Source organism: Vibrio palustris, from assembly GCF_024346995.1.
GTDB classification, from domain to species: domain Bacteria; phylum Pseudomonadota; class Gammaproteobacteria; order Enterobacterales; family Vibrionaceae; genus Vibrio; species Vibrio palustris.
This window is the reverse complement of record NZ_AP024887.1, coordinates 1,267,114-1,284,503: the sequence shown is the minus strand read 5'-3', so window position 1 is coordinate 1,284,503 and position 17,390 is coordinate 1,267,114. Positions and strand designations below refer to the sequence as shown.

The 17,390-nt window shown below is 44.4% G+C and carries 15 protein-coding genes; 5 read left to right on the top strand and 10 right to left on the bottom strand.

The genetic code is table 11. The annotated features are described in order from the left end of the window. The first annotated feature begins 12 nt into the window (after positions 1 to 12). Positions 13 to 723, top strand: a complete 711-nt coding sequence (locus OCU30_RS06130) for a glycerophosphodiester phosphodiesterase family protein (RefSeq protein WP_077313059.1) — start codon at positions 13 to 15, stop codon at positions 721 to 723. A gap of 133 nt (positions 724 to 856) precedes the next feature. Here OCU30_RS06130 and OCU30_RS06125 read toward each other — a convergent pair whose 3' ends face one another. From OCU30_RS06125 to OCU30_RS06115, 3 genes are all read right to left on the bottom strand, one after another. After that, a complete protein-coding gene (locus tag OCU30_RS06125) occupies positions 857 to 2,392 on the bottom strand; it encodes a methyl-accepting chemotaxis protein (RefSeq protein WP_077313060.1) in 1,536 nt (511 codons plus the stop codon). A 172-nt stretch (positions 2,393 to 2,564) separates the two neighbouring features. Continuing rightward, on the bottom strand, positions 2,565 to 4,064 hold the full coding sequence (locus tag OCU30_RS06120) for a bifunctional NUDIX hydrolase/phosphatase PAP2 family protein (RefSeq protein ID WP_159439103.1): 1,500 nt from the start codon (positions 4,062 to 4,064) through the stop codon (positions 2,565 to 2,567). Positions 4,065 to 4,071: 7 nt separating this feature from the next. Then, positions 4,072 to 4,548, bottom strand: a complete 477-nt coding sequence (locus OCU30_RS06115; protein WP_077313062.1) for a GNAT family N-acetyltransferase — start codon at positions 4,546 to 4,548, stop codon at positions 4,072 to 4,074. Positions 4,549 to 5,080: 532 nt separating this feature from the next. On the opposite strand from OCU30_RS06115, the gene OCU30_RS06110 reads away from it, so the two are divergent. Further along, positions 5,081 to 6,331 (top strand): dicarboxylate/amino acid:cation symporter, encoded by a 1,251-nt coding sequence (locus OCU30_RS06110; RefSeq protein WP_235861824.1) that lies wholly within the window; start codon positions 5,081 to 5,083, stop codon positions 6,329 to 6,331. Positions 6,332 to 6,407: 76 nt separating this feature from the next. On the opposite strand, the gene OCU30_RS06105 is transcribed toward OCU30_RS06110, so the two are convergent. The 7 genes from OCU30_RS06105 to OCU30_RS06075 form a co-directional block, all read right to left on the bottom strand. Beyond that, the gene (locus tag OCU30_RS06105) at positions 6,408 to 6,884 is read right to left on the bottom strand and encodes a DUF2947 domain-containing protein (RefSeq protein WP_077313064.1); all 477 of its coding nucleotides are present in this window, start codon (positions 6,882 to 6,884) and stop codon (positions 6,408 to 6,410) included. A 77-nt stretch (positions 6,885 to 6,961) separates the two neighbouring features. Next, positions 6,962 to 7,522, bottom strand: a complete 561-nt coding sequence (gene rimJ, locus OCU30_RS06100; protein WP_235861825.1) for a ribosomal protein S5-alanine N-acetyltransferase — start codon at positions 7,520 to 7,522, stop codon at positions 6,962 to 6,964. A 17-nt stretch (positions 7,523 to 7,539) separates the two neighbouring features. Then, a complete protein-coding gene (gene tyrR / locus OCU30_RS06095; RefSeq protein WP_077313066.1) occupies positions 7,540 to 9,078 on the bottom strand; it encodes a transcriptional regulator TyrR in 1,539 nt (512 codons plus the stop codon). 111 nt (positions 9,079 to 9,189) lie between these two features. Further along, positions 9,190 to 10,209, bottom strand: coding sequence for a YcjF family protein (locus OCU30_RS06090; protein ID WP_077313067.1), 1,020 nt, complete (start codon positions 10,207 to 10,209; stop codon positions 9,190 to 9,192). Then, positions 10,206 to 11,582, bottom strand: coding sequence for a YcjX family GTP-binding protein (locus tag OCU30_RS06085; protein WP_077313068.1), 1,377 nt, complete (start codon positions 11,580 to 11,582; stop codon positions 10,206 to 10,208). The genes OCU30_RS06090 and OCU30_RS06085 overlap by 4 nt, the downstream gene beginning before the upstream one ends. A 143-nt stretch (positions 11,583 to 11,725) precedes the next feature. Next, on the bottom strand, positions 11,726 to 11,911 hold the full coding sequence (locus OCU30_RS06080) for a hypothetical protein (RefSeq protein WP_077313069.1): 186 nt from the start codon (positions 11,909 to 11,911) through the stop codon (positions 11,726 to 11,728). A gap of 128 nt (positions 11,912 to 12,039) precedes the next feature. Beyond that, positions 12,040 to 13,563 (bottom strand): fumarate hydratase, encoded by a 1,524-nt coding sequence (locus OCU30_RS06075; protein ID WP_077313071.1) that lies wholly within the window; start codon positions 13,561 to 13,563, stop codon positions 12,040 to 12,042. Between the two features lie 186 nt (positions 13,564 to 13,749). On the opposite strand from OCU30_RS06075, the gene pabB reads away from it, so the two are divergent. The 3 genes from pabB (at position 13,750) to OCU30_RS06060 (ending at position 17,354) form a co-directional block, all read left to right on the top strand. Beyond that, a complete protein-coding gene (gene pabB, locus OCU30_RS06070) occupies positions 13,750 to 15,126 on the top strand; it encodes an aminodeoxychorismate synthase component I (RefSeq protein ID WP_077313072.1) in 1,377 nt (458 codons plus the stop codon). Positions 15,127 to 15,153: 27 nt separating this feature from the next. Continuing rightward, the gene (locus tag OCU30_RS06065) at positions 15,154 to 15,771 is read left to right on the top strand and encodes a CoA pyrophosphatase (protein ID WP_077313073.1); all 618 of its coding nucleotides are present in this window, start codon (positions 15,154 to 15,156) and stop codon (positions 15,769 to 15,771) included. A 221-nt stretch (positions 15,772 to 15,992) separates the two neighbouring features. Next, positions 15,993 to 17,354 carry an L-serine ammonia-lyase gene (locus tag OCU30_RS06060; protein ID WP_077313074.1) on the top strand — a complete coding sequence of 454 codons (1,362 nt, stop codon included), beginning with the start codon at positions 15,993 to 15,995 and terminating at the stop codon, positions 17,352 to 17,354. The last annotated feature ends 36 nt before the right edge of the window (positions 17,355 to 17,390 follow it).

The window sequence follows — 17,390 nt, the reverse complement described above, 5'->3', positions numbered from 1 at the left end:
TAAGGAGTGATCATGTCTTATACTATCGTCGGACACCGTGGAGTTGCCGGCCACTACCCTGAAAATACTCAAGTCAGCGTGCAAGCGGCGATTGATATGGGATTACAATGGATTGAAGTCGATGTACAACCGACTAAAGATAATATTTTAGTCATTTTCCATGATCATAAAATCAACCGTTGCAGTAATGGTCAAGGACGTGTTGATGAACTGACCTATGAACAATTAAACCAAAATGATTTCGGGGCTTGGTTTGATACACGGTTTAGCCATGAAAAAATAATGACGCTTAGTCAATTGCTAACCCTTGCCGCAGACCATCAATTACGCCTAAATCTTGAGATCAAAATTGATCGCCATGATCCCAAATTAGTGGTCGATTTACTCGCACAGCAATTAATTACTAGTCCACTTAAGCCAGACGATATTTTACTGTCAAGTTTCAGTCATGACGTAATTCGCTATGCCGCTCAGCAATGTGCTCAATATAAGCTTGGAGTACTAACCGAAAGACTGACAAATAAAGATCGTAAATTACTCGATGAGGTGAATGCTTTCAGCTGCAATGTGAACTATCGGTGGTTGAAAGAACGTCACTTACACGAATTACATCAAGCCGGACGAGAAGTGTGGTGTTATACCGTCAATCAACCAGAAACCTTCGCACTACTCGATCAAGTCGATGGTGTATTTAGTGATTTTCCAGAACGTTTTTTCGCTTAAACTGCCCCATAATTGATAAGCAATGTTAAGCGCTGTTCTGCCACTGTTTATCGACAACCGTTGTTATATCGCCCTTTTAAAAAAATCCGCAGTATCTAAGATGCTGCGGATTCAAATGGATGGAAAATAATGATTAATTAAACGTTTTTCCTAACGTTGCTAAGGTTTGGGCACCTTTTTCAACATCTTTTGCCAGCTCATACACATTATTAGCATCTGATAAGGTACTGCTCGAGGCATCCTTGATATTCGAAAGGTTTTCATTAATTTCTTTTGCAACAACGCTTTGCTCTTCAGCTGATGTCGAAATTAAGGTCGCAGCATCATCGATAACATTCATTGCATCAGAGAGCTCACCAACACTATCCTTGGTCATCGCCGTTTCGCTAGCACAACTGCTGGCTGCCTCTTCTCCTGCCGCCATTGTTTGTTTTAATGATACTAACGTGGTTGCAACATCTTGCATCGACTTTTGAATGTTCTCTGTCGCATCATGAGTACGCTGACTTAAGGCTCTTACCTCATCAGCAACCACAGCGAAGCCACGTCCTTGCTCGCCTGCTCGTGCTGCTTCAATAGCCGCATTGAGTGCCAATAGATTCGTTTGTGACGCCACACCTTGAATATCAGCCATCACGTTACCGATAGATTCGATTTTTCCCTCGAGCTCAACGGTTGCTTGAGACGAACGGTTCACTTCACTTGCCAACATAGCCACTTTTTGCTCGGTTGAACCAATGTTACTCATAACACGTCGACAAATATCGTTCGCAGAGCTAACTTGTGATGACGTCTCCTGACTATGCCCAGACACTTCATTAATCGTTGCCACCATTTGCTCCACAGCAGCCGAGATTTTCTCTAACTCAATAGACTGCGTTTCAATACTGCTTTCACTATTTTTGGCTAGTAATTCCATCTCATGGACTTGTTCGAGTAATTTATTACCACTGTCTGCCGTCCGACCAATAATGGTGCTCACTTTGCCCGATTGCATTTTAAGATGAAACTCTGCATGGTTTTGCGGACTATCACAATATACCCAACGGGAAATACTATCGTAACTGTTTTGGAGCTGCTCTGAATATCGCGGATGACGAACCACATCGCGATAAAACAACACAAGAAAAACAACCGGTAAAAGTAATGAAAAAAATGAATTCAACCAGATAGTGGACGCCAATAATACCAATGAAGCAACAAAGAAAGCACTTAAACGTTGGGTCACATTCAATTGGAAAAGTGGTAATGCGCGACGGTTGGACACTAACTTTGTATACAGCGTTTCCGCACGCTGGCGTGTCGCGGGTAATAAACGACGTCGTACCGATTGATAACCAACCAATGCATCATCAAGATAGATCGGCGTCACATACGCATCTACCCAATAATAACGCCCGTCTTTACAACGGTTTTTTACCGCACCACGCCAAGGTTGATTAGCTTTTAAATGTGCCCACATATCCTTAAATGCTTCTTTGGGCATATCTGGATGACGTACAAGATTATGATGCTGATTAATCATTTCTTCCAGAGTAAAACCGGCTACGCGGCAAAACTCTTCATTGGCATAAGTAATAACACCTTGCGTATCAGTTGTGGACACCAATTGTACGTTATCAGGAAAGGTAACTTCTTCATCAATAATAGATGGACTTGCTTTATTCATAATAGCGACGACACCATTGGTCTTTAATTAGAGTAAGTGTAGACACAAACCGCCATAAGTTACGTACTTTTTGTGGCATTTTGTATCAGAAATAAGCCGTTATGTGTATCCGCTGCCGTTTATACTTAATCATATATTCGCTAGATTGCGCGTGTGCGGATAAATTTCGAGTTTACGAAGATAAGTTTTTATAGTGAATCAACGACATCAATTGCGAATGAACGCGGTGTAAACTAAGCCCATTAAACATGAGCGCAAATAAAGTAAATGTCATGACACCATAATGCATAAATGACAAAGATAAGCACCAATCGGTACTGTAGGAAAAATGCTCTAATGCCAACTTAAATACCCTATCTTGGCAAACTAACACACCCACACAAACGACAACTCGCAGTAACGTCGGTTTAGTCTCAAACTGACGCACAAAAGCTAACGCGAGAATAACGGCGGTTAATATCGATAACCAATGGCGAAATCCTGGCGTCGCCCATAAATAAGTCAGCATGCCCGTTAACAGGAGTAACCCAAGCCAGATCTTGTACGAGCAAAGTAGCCTCGTAAAATCAACACTGGTGCGGCTTTCAAGCTGATAAACATTCCAAGAAACGATTGCGCCAAGCACGGCGCCAACAATGCAGTCGGTAATAAACATATCACCGGCTAAAAACTGCCCTAGCGTCTGCCAAACAATGATTACCGTTAAAGTGGGGGTCCAATAAGGCCAGGTGATGTTTTCTCGCTCTTGCCATAATACAAACGCACTGCAGGTTAATATGGCCGTCACCACGCATGGCATACTATATCCGGATTCAGATAACGGCTGTATGGTCGGTAAATACACATATGGTCGCGGTAATGCCAGCCCACGCTGCAGCAGATGACACATTAAACTGACGAACGCCATCGATACAAATAATTTCAGCGTAATACGAGTACCCACAAAGTACATGAGAAAAGGGAACACTATCCAAGCCATCATGGGATTGGCGAAAACGTTACCGATTGCAACAATGCCAAGCACCGTTTTGCTGGCCCATTCAGGCATCTTTAGTAACGCATTTTGAAATTTAACTAAGAAATGTAATTCGTATTGTTGGAAAAAAGGGGCAACAGCAATCAAATCATCGACTTTACGAACCGGTTGATCAGTCGCCTGCTTGAACATCGCTTTCAATGTATGCCATTGTGCTGGAAAGCGGTAATCGGTCGCAGCGACGCGGCTAGGCTCTATCAACATACCATTAATGGTTTCGATACCGAAATCTGGAGCCACCCAGACCGGTAGTGTGTTTCCACCAAACGCATTATCAGGTTTAAAGGCAATGACATCAGATTGGCTAACACAATCAAAAACATAGGCTGTCTGTGTGCGGCCTAACTCTTTGTTCACTTCAACAACTAATCCTGTTTCTTCCCAGGCTTCTCGCTGAGCAGCTTGCTCAGGTGTCTCTCCTAGGTTGATGTTGCCGCCCGGCACAGATAACTTGCCAGTGATGTCTTCGCGAATCATCAAGAGCTGATTATTGACTCTTGTCAAACAAATCGCGCCGCGCTTCTCTATATTATGTTGCTTGGCTTCTTGTCCAAACACACCACCGGAAGTCAACATGACCACCAATGTTGCAACAATAATTAATAAATGCTGATACACCTGTTTCGTCCTAATCACAATCGATTCATTTAATCGACTTTCGGAGCCAATGAATATGCTGAGTAAAACCGCTATTCTGGTAAAATGTCCGTGCACCAACATTAAAGTCCCACACTTCCACGAATATTTCTTTTATGCCGTATTGCTTAAATACTGACTCTACACGGTCCATTAAATCTCCAGCGATACTTTGATGGCGACGCGCTGGTTTGACATACAGCTCATCGATACTCCCCATCATAAGAGGTTGACTCACTGGTGATACTAACTCACAAAAATGCCCAGAAACAAACCCGACAATGTCCGAATCTATTGTTGCAACGAACACCAAGCATTCAGGATGATCTAAATATTGCGCAATACTTTTATCTGCCTCAATATCTTCTGCAGATTTAAAATAGTCTGGGCATTGAACATGATGCTCATTGTGCAAACAAAACATTAATTCATTGAGATGCTCTAAATCTTCACTGCATGCCGGTCTAACGATGATCTCGGTCATTATATCGCGTCCATAGTTTATAAGTATCCATCGCATGCGGTGGAATGATGGCTTAATACCTGTGTTTTCATAGGCTAACGAACTCAACCATCATATTGGACGATAAATTATACGGGCTAAAGTTTACACTTTAAACAATTTATTGACAAAATCATGACAATAGCGTGTTTTGTATACAATTTTATGGGGAGTCTTGGCTATTTTGCATAGCGTCGCGACATCATTTATCGTTACGCTTACGTTTTCTTGCGCTAAATCGTTAGGTTACTAAGAAAATTTTCACAATATTAGAGGGTTAAGGTCGTTAATCCGCGACTAACTCATAAATTCAGATTAGCATTACGTGTTGCTCACACTGTGACTGGCCACGCACTGAACCTACCGCGATGGCATCATATCAATCCATCGACGCCAAGAGCTTGTATGTTAAAGCGACACATAGTGATCCATTCATCAATATTTTGAATTTTAATCTGCAAAACCAAAATTTTTTAGTGTAAGTTACTGTTTTAATCAAACTGGAATGTTGACTATGAATTTACACACTCCATTAGGCCTATGGTCACGAATGGTTCTTTGGAAAAAAATTGGCATCGGTATGGTCTTAGGGATCATCGTAGGGGCGCTTATGGGACCTGATGCCGCTATTTTTAAACCAATTGGCTCTCTGTTTATTAATGCCATCAAGATGCTGATTGTGCCGCTCGTTTTCTGTTCGCTTATCGTGGGTATTACATCTATGAAAGATACGCGAAAAATGGGCCGTATTGGAGGTAAAGCCATTGTCTTATATATGGTAACGACGGCCATCGCGATTGCGATTGGTCTTGGCTTGTCGGCTATCATTCAGCCGGGTGCGGGGTTAAATATGGCTGTCGATCCGGCGAAATCAGCACAAGCAGCGAAAGATGCCCCAACGTTAATTCATACCTTATTAAATATGGTACCTAAAAACCCTATTAATGCCCTCGCGGCGGGCAACATATTACAAATTATTGTTTTTGCATTAGGTCTCGGTATTTCTTTAGTGTTAATTGGAGAAGAAAAATCAGCGCCTGCGGTTAAATTATTCAATAGTTTGGCAGAAGCCATGTACAAGCTCACAGAAATTGTGATGAAGCTTGCTCCTTACGGTATCTTTGGTTTGATGGCATGGGTATCAGGCAAGTACGGTATGGATGTATTGTGGCCATTAATTAAAGTCATCGGTGCTGTGTACATTGGTGCATTACTTCATGTCTTAATATTCTACTCAGGGATGCTCACGTTTGTTGGGCGCTTAAATCCAATGCGTTACCTAAAAGCGATCAGAAATCCTGCCGCGGTATCGTTTACCACATCAAGTAGTTCAGGGACGTTACCTGCCACGATAAAAGCAAGCCGAGAAGAAATGGGCGTGTCTGAAGGTGTCTCTGGTTTTGTATTGCCACTGGGTGCCACAATTAATATGGATGGCACGGCCCTCTATCAAGGTGTATGTGCCCTCTTTATCGCTCAAGCTTTTGGTATCGATTTAAGTATGGCAGATTATGCAACGATTATTTTAACCGCTACCCTAGCATCCATTGGCACGGCCGGCGTTCCTGGTGCGGGTCTTATCATGCTGTCATTGGTATTGAGTACGGTTGGTTTACCTATCGAAGGGCTTGCTATTGTCGCTGGTATTGATCGTATTTTAGATATGGCGCGTACCACAATTAATGTGTGTGGTGATATGATGGTTGCAGTATTGATCGCGAAAAGCGAAAAAGAACTCGATCACGATGTTTACAATAAAGCTTAATGAAGCATTCACTAAGTTTAGTAACAAAAAATGCCAACGCCACTGCGTTGGCATTTTTGTTTCTGTTCAGTACAGATTACTGACTGTGCTGACCTAAACTTACCGTGCCATTAGTATGAAACCACAACGCTTGCTTACGTCGGCGTCCAAGCAAGATTGGACCATCATCATAGAACAGAAAGTTCTTCCAGTGGCGCTTAAAAATCGACCACTTAGTTTCGATAATGTTGTATTTTTCATAACAAAAATACACGGTGACATCGTCCTGCCAATCCAGATGCTCTAATATTTCTGCTGGTAGTGCTTCTTCATCGCTCTCCCACTCTGGCATCCAGTTAATGGTCTTGGCCCATGTGCCTTTACGGCTTGGCCAATCTTGCGAGCTAAGGCGCTCTGAGTCTGGACTCTGCGCACTAATATTATCTTTCCAAAACTGCGCAGCTCGCTGCGCGGTCATTGGTTTAATGTACGCCAAATCCTCTTCTGGAACTGGCATGGATTGATGAGTAAAAATCCACTTTCTTTGGTATTCGTCCAAAGGTAAAAATGACATGAAGCGTCCTTTATAGATTGATGTGTACTGCTGCACAGTAACAATAACGACTCATAAAAATGGGGATATATTCAGTCTTACTCAGCGTGCCAATGCGGGTTGAGTAAGGCGACTAAACAATGGTCTCGCCATTGACCATCGATTAATAAATACTGAGGCGCAAAGCCCTCTTCAGCAAATCCAATTCGCTTTAATACGGCGGCGCTGCGCTGATTATGTGGCATATAAGCGGCATTAATGCGATGCACGTTACATTCATCAAACATATAATCACATGCCATCGTCAGCGCGCGACTCATGATGCCTTGCCCTTGAGCTTGTTGAGCTAACGAATATCCCACCGAGCAAGAATACAAAGGGAATTTCGCCAAATTACTAAAAGAAATTGTCCCCAGCATATGACCCGTGACTTTATCAATGATTAATAAGTAATACGCCATACCTAAACGATGCAGTTCATGTAGCTTGACCAATCGCTCACGCCACGAAAACGGGGCGTAAAAAGCCTCGCTTCTTTCTGGCTCCCAAGGTTTTAGGTACTCTCGGTTATCAGAAAAGTATTGGCTAATTAATACCGCATCATCCACTGTGGCGGTGCGTAATACAAAATCATCCGCTATTTTATTAACGTAATACAAGGGAATACCTTTATAACTTAGCGCTTTTTAATGCCATATTCACGTAACTTATTCGCAATAGACGTATGTGATACATCAAGGCGTTTAGCCAACTTACGACTGGAAGGAAATGACTGATAAAGGCGATCCAGCACCTGATGCTCATAGATTTTCATTATATCATCTAATGAGCCATCTAAAACTAATGGCCCGCTCATACTACCACTCGTTTCATTATGAGGTAAATGAAAGTGCTCTATGGACAAGGGATCATCTTGGACTTCCGTTAAAGCTCGTAATACCATGTTGTCTAACTGGCGCATATTACCAGGCCAATGATATTGCGTTAAGTGATCCAATAACGTGTCATCAATTTCTGGTCTTATGATTCCAAGATTAAGGCAGTGCTTACTCATGAATAATTCAAGTAACGGCGCAATATCACTAGGTCTATCGCGTAATGGTGGAATTCGTAACGTTAAAACATTCAGTCGATAATATAAATCTTCACGAAAACTGCCTGCGTCAGACAACGCCAGAAGTTGATGCCTTGTTGAAGCAATAACACGTACATCTAAATGAATTTCTTGTTCTTCGCCGACCCGACGGAACGTACCGTCTTGCAAAAAGCGTAACAATTTAATCTGCAGGTGTGGGCTCATTTCACCGATTTCATCAAGGAAGACAGTACCACCATTCGCCAGCTCGAAAATACCTTTATTGCCGGGCTCAGTCTTGCCTGGGATGCGGCCAAACAACTCAGTTTCTGCCACATCGTCGGGCATAGACGCGCAGTTAACCACCAAAAATGGCTGTTCACTACGCTGCGAACGCTGATGACAGGCTCGAGCAAGCATCTCTTTGCCCGTCCCCGTCTCACCTTCAATCAATAACGGTTGATCTAATCCCGCCAATTTCTTGGCTTGATTTAGCAGTGTTTTATGACGATGGGATACCCCCACAAAATGCTCAAAACCTAATAACGATTCTAAAGGCTGTGTATCATCAAATGGCGACGACTCTTTAAGCGGGCGTAACATCATCATGGCGCCAGCCAGTGTTGATTCTTTCGATTCACCCGTAATATAAACAGGCATGACTTCCAGTTGGTAATCAAGGCCCTCTAATACAAGGTGATCGCGCAAGCGCGACTTACTGCCTTCAATCCAGCGCGGAAAGTTAAACGTTGGAACTAGCTGAGCAATCGGCTGATTGATCACTTCATTTGCCGGTTTATTCAAGATAGAAATAGCACTTAAGTTGGCCATATCGACTTCACCTTTCAGGTTAATCGACAACACACAATCAGGCAGATTATCGAGCAATGAAATGAGCTCAGTATTGTGACGTTCCATTGGCATGAATTGAATTTTACGCACATCTTTAACGCCAGTGATACGACGGATCTCCGTCATCAATTCACTGAATGTGGCAAAATCACTATCCGGGCAATTTAAATAAATAATACCGCTGATATCAATTTCAATACCACGCAGATCAATATTTCTCGAGGCGAGAATATCCAGCAGTTCACGGGTTAGACCGAGTCTGTCTTCACATAAGACTTCAAGACGCACGATGCTCTTTCCTATCAAGTGTCACGAAAAGTTGACAGTAGTGTCTATCAAGCAACTCAGTGCGTCAAGTCATCTCTGTTCTTATCGTATTGAATGTTCGGCTTATCTTGGTTATTTAACCGCTACTGCCGCCACTTTAGCCAAAATATGCTTGCGCACTTGTGATAGTTTGACTCGGCGTTGTTCAACCCAAGGTAACGGGCGGAGTAAGGCCATGGCTTTGATGCCTAAACGAGCAGTCAAAATACCCACACCAATGCCTTGTCCTGCTCTGGTCGACACTTTTCCAGCTAAATCCATCGAAAGTAGATCAACGCTCGCATCCACAACCATTTCACTCGCCCCCGCGGTGGCCATGTTTACTAACACCGCTTTAAATAGCTTTAAACGTGACCAATAACCAAGCTCGATGCCATACAGATCCGCAAGTTTTTCAATCATTTTAAAGCTACGCCACCCCACTAAGAGCATATCAGCCATCGCAAGTGGGCTCACAGCCACCAGCGCCGCTGCTTCGGTGGCGTAACGCGTCACAATATCCAGCGCCTGCTTGTCTTGCTGTGCGATCACTAAGGCATCATATAAATCAATGATTTCTGCATCACTATGGCTGGTATTAATGCTATTTTTCCAGCGCTGATAACCAAGGTTACCCGCCGTAATTCCACCATATTCCGCCAATTGACCACAAAACGCTTCACCTTGACCTACACGATTGTTTTGAATTAATTCTTCAGCATGCTCTTGTACAGAAAAATGCCGCTTGAGTTTACGTAAATGCCACAGCTCTTTACATATTGCTCCAACCCCGACCGCCGCGAGTCCGGCAATGAAGCCACTCCAGCCAACACTCAGCCAATCCCCAGTCTTAATTGCTGTCCAGACAGAATCGGCCGTTTGCCACGTCACTAAAGCGCCAAATACGAGCAAAACTGTGCTCATTTTCCATAGTCGCCCCGTACGTGGTCGAACGACGGTATCTAACGTCGACTCAATCTCGGTGTCATCGTCAGTATTCTCTGCCGGAATAAACATTTCTGCTTGTGTAAATGCTTGTTTACTATTGAGTTCAATATCTTCTTTTGGATATAAGTCACTATCAAAGAGTGTTTTTTGTTTGTAATCACTCATCGCAATTTATCTCCCAATAGAATATCAAGGGCTTTATCTAAACGGATGTGCGCGAGCGGCGCATCTCGTTCTGCTTTTAATGGTCTAAATTCACTGAAATCGAAGCGGTGCTTGGTAAAGTAATCTGGATCAGGCAGTTTTGCTGGTACATCGCCTGGATACAAGGTTTGCTCACCACCAGACAGCAGAGAACCTTGAATCGCAGCATGCTGAGAATCTTTAAACGGAATATAACCCGCTTGCGTTGCACGGACTGACGCCATACTGATGCAGTTCATATCGATATTTTCAAACGCGGCATGTTGCCACGCTGGGTGCACCATTTGCTGGAGTAAGCTGACTAAATTAACATGCTGATCGGGAGTAATATGATCCGTTTTTGTCGCAGCAAATACCACTTTATCAATTTTGGGAGCAAATAAACGGTTTAATAAACCAGCACGGCCATAGCGAAAACTGTGCATTAACTGCTCTAAAGCACTGCGCATATCCATAAACGATTCAAATCCCGCATTTAAGGGAGATAAGCAATCCACCAATACAACCTGACGATCAAACGTAGAAAAATATTGCTTATAAAAACGTTTAACCACTTTGTTTTGATATTCATGGTAACGTGCTTGGAGCAATGCTAAATAGCTCCCTGCTGGCGCTTCTTGCGAAGACACGTCTTGATTGACGGGGAAAAATTGCAAGACAGGGGCTCCGGCCAATTCACCCGGAAGCACAAAACGTCCCGGTTGCACCCAATGTAAGCCCGCGTCTTTACATGCATGTAAATAATCCGTGTACACCTCAGCGATATCCGCCATGACTTGCTCATCTGCTTGGGCGTGTAAATCCAAATTCGCTAATTTTGCTAACCAGGGCCCCGCTAACTCTTTACGCTGACCATGCAGAGCCTGCATTTGTTGCTGACTCCACGTCAAATAATCCAGTTCAAGTAACGGCAAATCCAATAACCACTCCCCCGGATAATCAATGATATCGAGATATAACGTCGCTTGCGAGTTCAATAGGCGCTTGGTGCGTTTCTTAGGGCGATAACGAATGGCTAAACGGATTTCACTGACATCTTTGGTTGGCTCAGGCCACATTGGCGGCTGGGAATATAGAGCCGATTCCGCCTCATCATAAGCAAAACGCGGCACCATTAAATTCGTTTGCGGCACACGTCGTGCTCCAATTAACCGGTGATCGCGTGCGGCGGAAAATAGCGGTAGATTATCGTGTGAACCACTGTGGATTAATTGATTGACTAACGAAGTAATAAACGCGGTTTTACCTGCTCGTGATAATCCTGTTACCGCCAAACGAACATGGGAATCGGTACTTCTATGAACAAATTGGGCCATTTCTTTGCGAAGTGACATCTTTTTGACTCCTGAGGGCCGAGGAAAGGTCGCTAACCTTATCAATACAATATAAATAAGTAATGGTGGTGATTGTGCCATTAAACAATGGAAACACCGCTACGTTAGCGGAATTTGACGAGCATTTAACATGAATGCCTGTGTTAATCGTCTTCCGTTAGCTTATAAATGACCCACAACGCCAATTCCAACATTAAAACAAGTAAAGTACTGACAATCACATATTTATTTTGGAAAATATTAAGCCCAACAAATAAAAAATCATACGCTAAGAGAGCGCCAAAAATAATCAATACCGCCCATTGTAGAACCCGAATGAAACGCGACATAACACCGCTCCTATTAGTAAAAATATAAAAACAAAGCCATTCATCTCTCAAAGATAAGCGTTAAATCAATACTATACAAACAAAAAAGCGCGACTTCAGCCGCGCTTATATTCTTTTCTATCTAATGCTTACGCTTTTTGCTTGGCTTCTTGGATTTTAACCCGCCACGTATCAGGGCCTGAACGATGAACATTCGCCCCTGTCGAATCTACCGCAACCGTAACAGGCATATCTTCCACTTCAAATTCATAGATGGCTTCCATTCCAAGATCTTCAAACGCCACCACGCGCGCTTTTTTAATAGCCTTGGCAACGAGATACGCCGCACCGCCGACTGCCATGAGATACACGGCTTTATTGGCTTTAATCGACGCAACCGTTTCATCACCACGTTCCGATTTGCCGATCATGCCCATTACACCAATATCCTCAAGCATCATGTCGGTAAACTTATCCATCCGCGTTGCCGTTGTCGGACCTGCTGGGCCGACCACCTCATCACCAACTGCATCGACAGGACCAACGTAGTAGATGAATTTATTTTTAAGATCGACGCCCTCGGGTAACGGCTCACCTTTATCACGCATCGCTTGAATGCGTTTATGCGCCGCATCGCGTCCAGTCAGTATTTTACCGGATAATAAAACGGTTTCTCCGCTACGCCAGGTTTGTACTTCTTCTTTGGTAATGGTGTCCAAGTTCACACGGCGTGTATTACTATTTATTTCACGTGCGATTTTTGGCCAATCTTCCAATTTTGGGGGTTCTAATTGCGCAGGACCTGTGCCATCTAACGTAAAATGAATATGACGAGTGGCCGCACAGTTAGGGATCATACAGACTGGTTTTGACGCTGCGTGGGTCGGTGCGCTTTTAATTTTCACATCAACGACGGTCGTTAATCCACCTAACCCCTGAGCACCAATTCCCAGATCATTTACCCGGTTAAAAATATCTAAGCGCAGTTCTTCTTCAGCATTTTGTGGACCACGTTCAATTAAATCTTGAATATCAATATGTTCCATTAATGATTCTTTGGCCAGCACCGCCGCTTTTTCCGCTGTACCACCAATACCGATACCCAGCATTCCTGGAGGGCACCAACCGGCACCCATCGTTGGGAGCGTTTTTTCTACCCACGCGGCAATATCATCCGATGGGTTGAGCATCACCATCTTACTTTTGTTTTCACTGCCGCCGCCTTTCGCCGCGATACGCACATCCACTTTATCCCCTTTGACCATATTAATGTGCACGACGGCAGGCGCATTATCTTGCGTATTAATTCGCGCGCCTGCGGGATCTTTTAAAATGGACTTTCGCAATGGGTTATGTGGATTGCAATAAGCTTGACGAACTCCTTCATCCACCATTTCTTGTACTGTCATGTCGGTGTCATCCCACTGCACTTGCATGCCAATATCGACAAAACACGTCACGATACCAGTGTCTTGGCACACAGGGCGATGCCCTTCAGCCGACATACGTGAGTTAATCAAAATTTGTGCGATGGCGTCTTTCGCCGCTGGGTTTTCCTCACGTTCGTGCGCACTTTCCAATGCTTTTACGAAGTCCACAGGATGGTAGTAGGAAATGTATTGAAGGGCATCAGCTACACTGCTGATGACATCTTGCTTGCTTATTACCGTCATTGCATGCCTCATTATTATCGTATGCGTCCAGTAAGGATGGTTGAACGAGTGCGGTTTTGCGAGCCCACATTCACACTCATTGATAATGATTAACCATCCTCAATTTTTATTATTTTATGATACTCTTGGATATCTAAATACGCTATGTAATCCATTGTTTTACCGGTCATATATCAAATAAAGCCCATGAATCACTCAAAAAACACTCATATTGATACCAAAGAACTCGCTTATGCTCCTAAGCTTGCTGAGCAATTATTCCAACCAATACAACATCTTCCGTGGGCGATGTTGTTACGATCATCATCCGAGAACCATCAAGATAGCCGATTTGATGTCCTCGTGGCTCAGCCTCTCGTCACATTAACGACATTTGCAGGTCAAACCACCGTCGTCACGCCACATACGTCTGAAACCAGTGACGAAGACCCCTTTGTTCTCACTTCACAATATCAAGAGCACTATTTACCCGATCTAGAGTGTGAGATAGATGTCCCCTTTGTCGGTGGTGCGCTCGGTTATTGGGCGTATGATCTAGGGCGACGCATTGAAGACTTACCCGCCACGGCGGCACATGATATCGATATGCCAGATATGGCAATCGGCTTGTATGAGTGGGCGGTGGTGGTTGACCATCATAAAAAAACCGCGCAAGTCGTGGGAGCGCACATCGAAGCCGCATGGGCTTGGTTGCAAGCACAAACTCCCCAGCCCGCCACACCTTTATCATTGGGTGGTTGGCAATCGAACATGACCAAACACCAATATGCCGAGAAATTTGCAGCCGTGCAGGAGCATTTACTGAGTGGCGATTGCTACCAAATCAACCTCACACAACGTTTCAACGCACCTTATCAAGGCGACGAATGGCATATTTATACACAGTTAGAAAGCGAGAATAGTGCACCGTTTTCGGCGTTTATTCGCTTAGAGCAAGGTGCCATTATTAGCCTATCGCCAGAGCGTTTCCTGCGTGCGAACCACGGAACTATTGATACCAAACCTATCAAAGGAACGCGTCCGCGTAGTGCCGATCCCGCACAAGACCGAGCCCTAGCGCTTGAGCTGGCAAACGCTGAGAAAGATCAGGCCGAAAATCTAATGATTGTTGATTTACTTCGCAATGATGTGGGAAAAGTCGCCAAACCTGGCACTGTGCGTGTGCCGCATTTATTTGCAGTCGAATCCTTTCCCGCAGTGCATCACTTGGTTTCCACGATTACCGCCGAATTAAACGATAACTACACGATGGCGCAACTACTTAGAGCATGCTTCCCGGGTGGCTCAATTACGGGCGCTCCAAAAATTCGTGCCATGCAAATCATCGAGAAGCTCGAACCCCACCGCCGTAGCCTCTATTGTGGTTCAATTGGTTATATTAGTCGGCACGGACGAATGGATACCAGCATTACGATTCGTACTCTAATTGCCTGTCAAAATCAGTTGTATGTTTGGGCTGGTGGTGGCTTAGTTGCGGATAGTCAAGTGGATGATGAATATCAAGAAACATTAGATAAACTGTCTCGTATATTGCCATTGTTAGATAAAGCGCATTACGATTAATGATTCAATGACTAAAAGGAATATGCCGTGTCCCCCTTATCGAAGAACGACTTTTTAAATCATTTCGTGCTTACACCGCCGGCGGCATACCCGACACCAAGAAAACCGTCGCTCATCCCGTCTGGGCGTGATGACGTAGCCCTTCGCCATGCAGGTGTGCTGATCGGATTAGTCGAGCGAGATACAGGTCTGCACGTCATCTTTACTCGGCGAGCCGCGCATTTACGCCATCATCCCGGACAAGTGAGTTTCCCGGGAGGCCGCTACGAGCCCAGCGATCGCTCATTGCTCGAAACCGCGCTACGCGAGACCACAGAAGAAATTGGAGTGCCAGCTCAGAATATGACTGTCGTTGGCCAATTACCTCCACTCGCAACCATCAGTCATTTTCAGGTCACGCCGTTTATTGCCTTCATTCCCGACGATTACATGCCCTCTATTGACCCGAACGAAGTCGCTGAAGTATTTGAAGTGCCAGCGCACAAGATTTTTAATCCCATGCAGCTATTTTCTTATACCTTCATTTCAGGTAATCAAGCACATAAAGTGCATGGGATGACCCATGACCATCATCTTATTTGGGGCGTAACAGCCCAAATCATTCATGCCTTACAACGCCAGTTAGCCCTACCTCACCCATCATAATTTCATTATAAATCGTCAATGAACACCTAACTGTGCACATAGCATGCAGGTGGCGATTTTAATCATCAATTCTGTTCGTTATTAGTGGTGTTTCCCTCATGAGTTAGGTAGTCTACGCCGCTCAAACGTTATCAACTTGTTATCGGGATGAACTCTCTTCCCGAGCGGTCATATTCAGCTTCTCTTCCATGCTATCAGGAGCTGTTTTTCGAGGTAAATGCATGATTAGTGTCTTTGATATCTTTAAAGTTGGGATTGGCCCATCCAGTTCTCACACTGTGGGGCCGATGAAAGCCGGTAAACAATTTATTGATGATCTGCAACAAGCAGGAACACTCCACCAAGTCGATACGATTACGGTGGATGTCTATGGATCACTATCACTGACAGGGAAAGGTCACCACACGGATATTGCGATCATCATGGGTCTTTCTGGACAATCACCAGAAACTGTCGATATCGACAACATCCCGACATTTATCGCACACGTTGAGCAATCGGAGCAATTGCCGATAGATGCCTACCAACATCACGTCACCTTCCCTCGTGATGGCGGTATGAATTTCCATAAAAGTAATTTATCGCTGCACGAAAATGGCATGCAGATTCACGCATGGAAAGACGGCGACGTTATATTAAGTAAAACCTACTACAGTATTGGTGGTGGATTCATTGTCGATGAAGAGCATTTTGGCCAATCACTCGAAACCGATGTCGTCTTACCGTATCCTTTCTCCAATGCCGAAACGCTGCTCAACTTATGCCATGAACACGGGCTCTCTATCAGTGCGCTTGTCATGAAAAACGAGCACGCGATTCATAGCCAAGATGACGTCAAAGCGTATTTTGCGAATGTATGGCGTGTCATGCAAAGCTGTATGAACCGCGGTATTGATTCCGAAGGACTCTTACCCGGCCCCTTACGTGTACCGCGCCGCGCCTCCGCGCTTCATCAACAGCTATTAACGTCAGAAAAACTGACCAATGATCCAATGGCCGTGATTGATTGGGTCAATATGTATGCTTTTGCCGTCAACGAAGAAAATGCCGCTGGCGGACGTGTCGTCACAGCGCCCACCAACGGTGCGTGTGGTATTATTCCCGCGGTATTAGCGTATTACGACAAATTCATTCAAACGGTAACCGAGAAAGATTATTTACGTTATTTTGCGACGGCTGGTGCCATTGGCGGTTTATATAAACAAAATGCCTCGATATCAGGAGCTGAAGTTGGCTGCCAAGGTGAAGTGGGCGTTGCCTGCTCAATGGCTGCAGCTGGCTTAGCCGAATTACTGGGAGGCAGTCCAGAGCAAGTCTGCATCGCTGCAGAAATTGGCATGGAGCATAATCTTGGGCTAACTTGCGATCCCGTCGCGGGACAAGTGCAAGTTCCCTGTATCGAGCGTAATGGTATCGCAGCCGTCAAAGCCATTAACTCAACCCGTATGGCCATGCGCCGCTCATCAGCGCCCCGTGTATCGTTAGATAAAGTGATTGAAACCATGTTTGAAACAGGCAAAGACATGAATGCAAAATACCGCGAAACCTCTCAAGGCGGCTTAGCGGTAAAAGTCTTCTGTTAAGGCTTAATTAGCTAATAATCATATATTTATAACCGG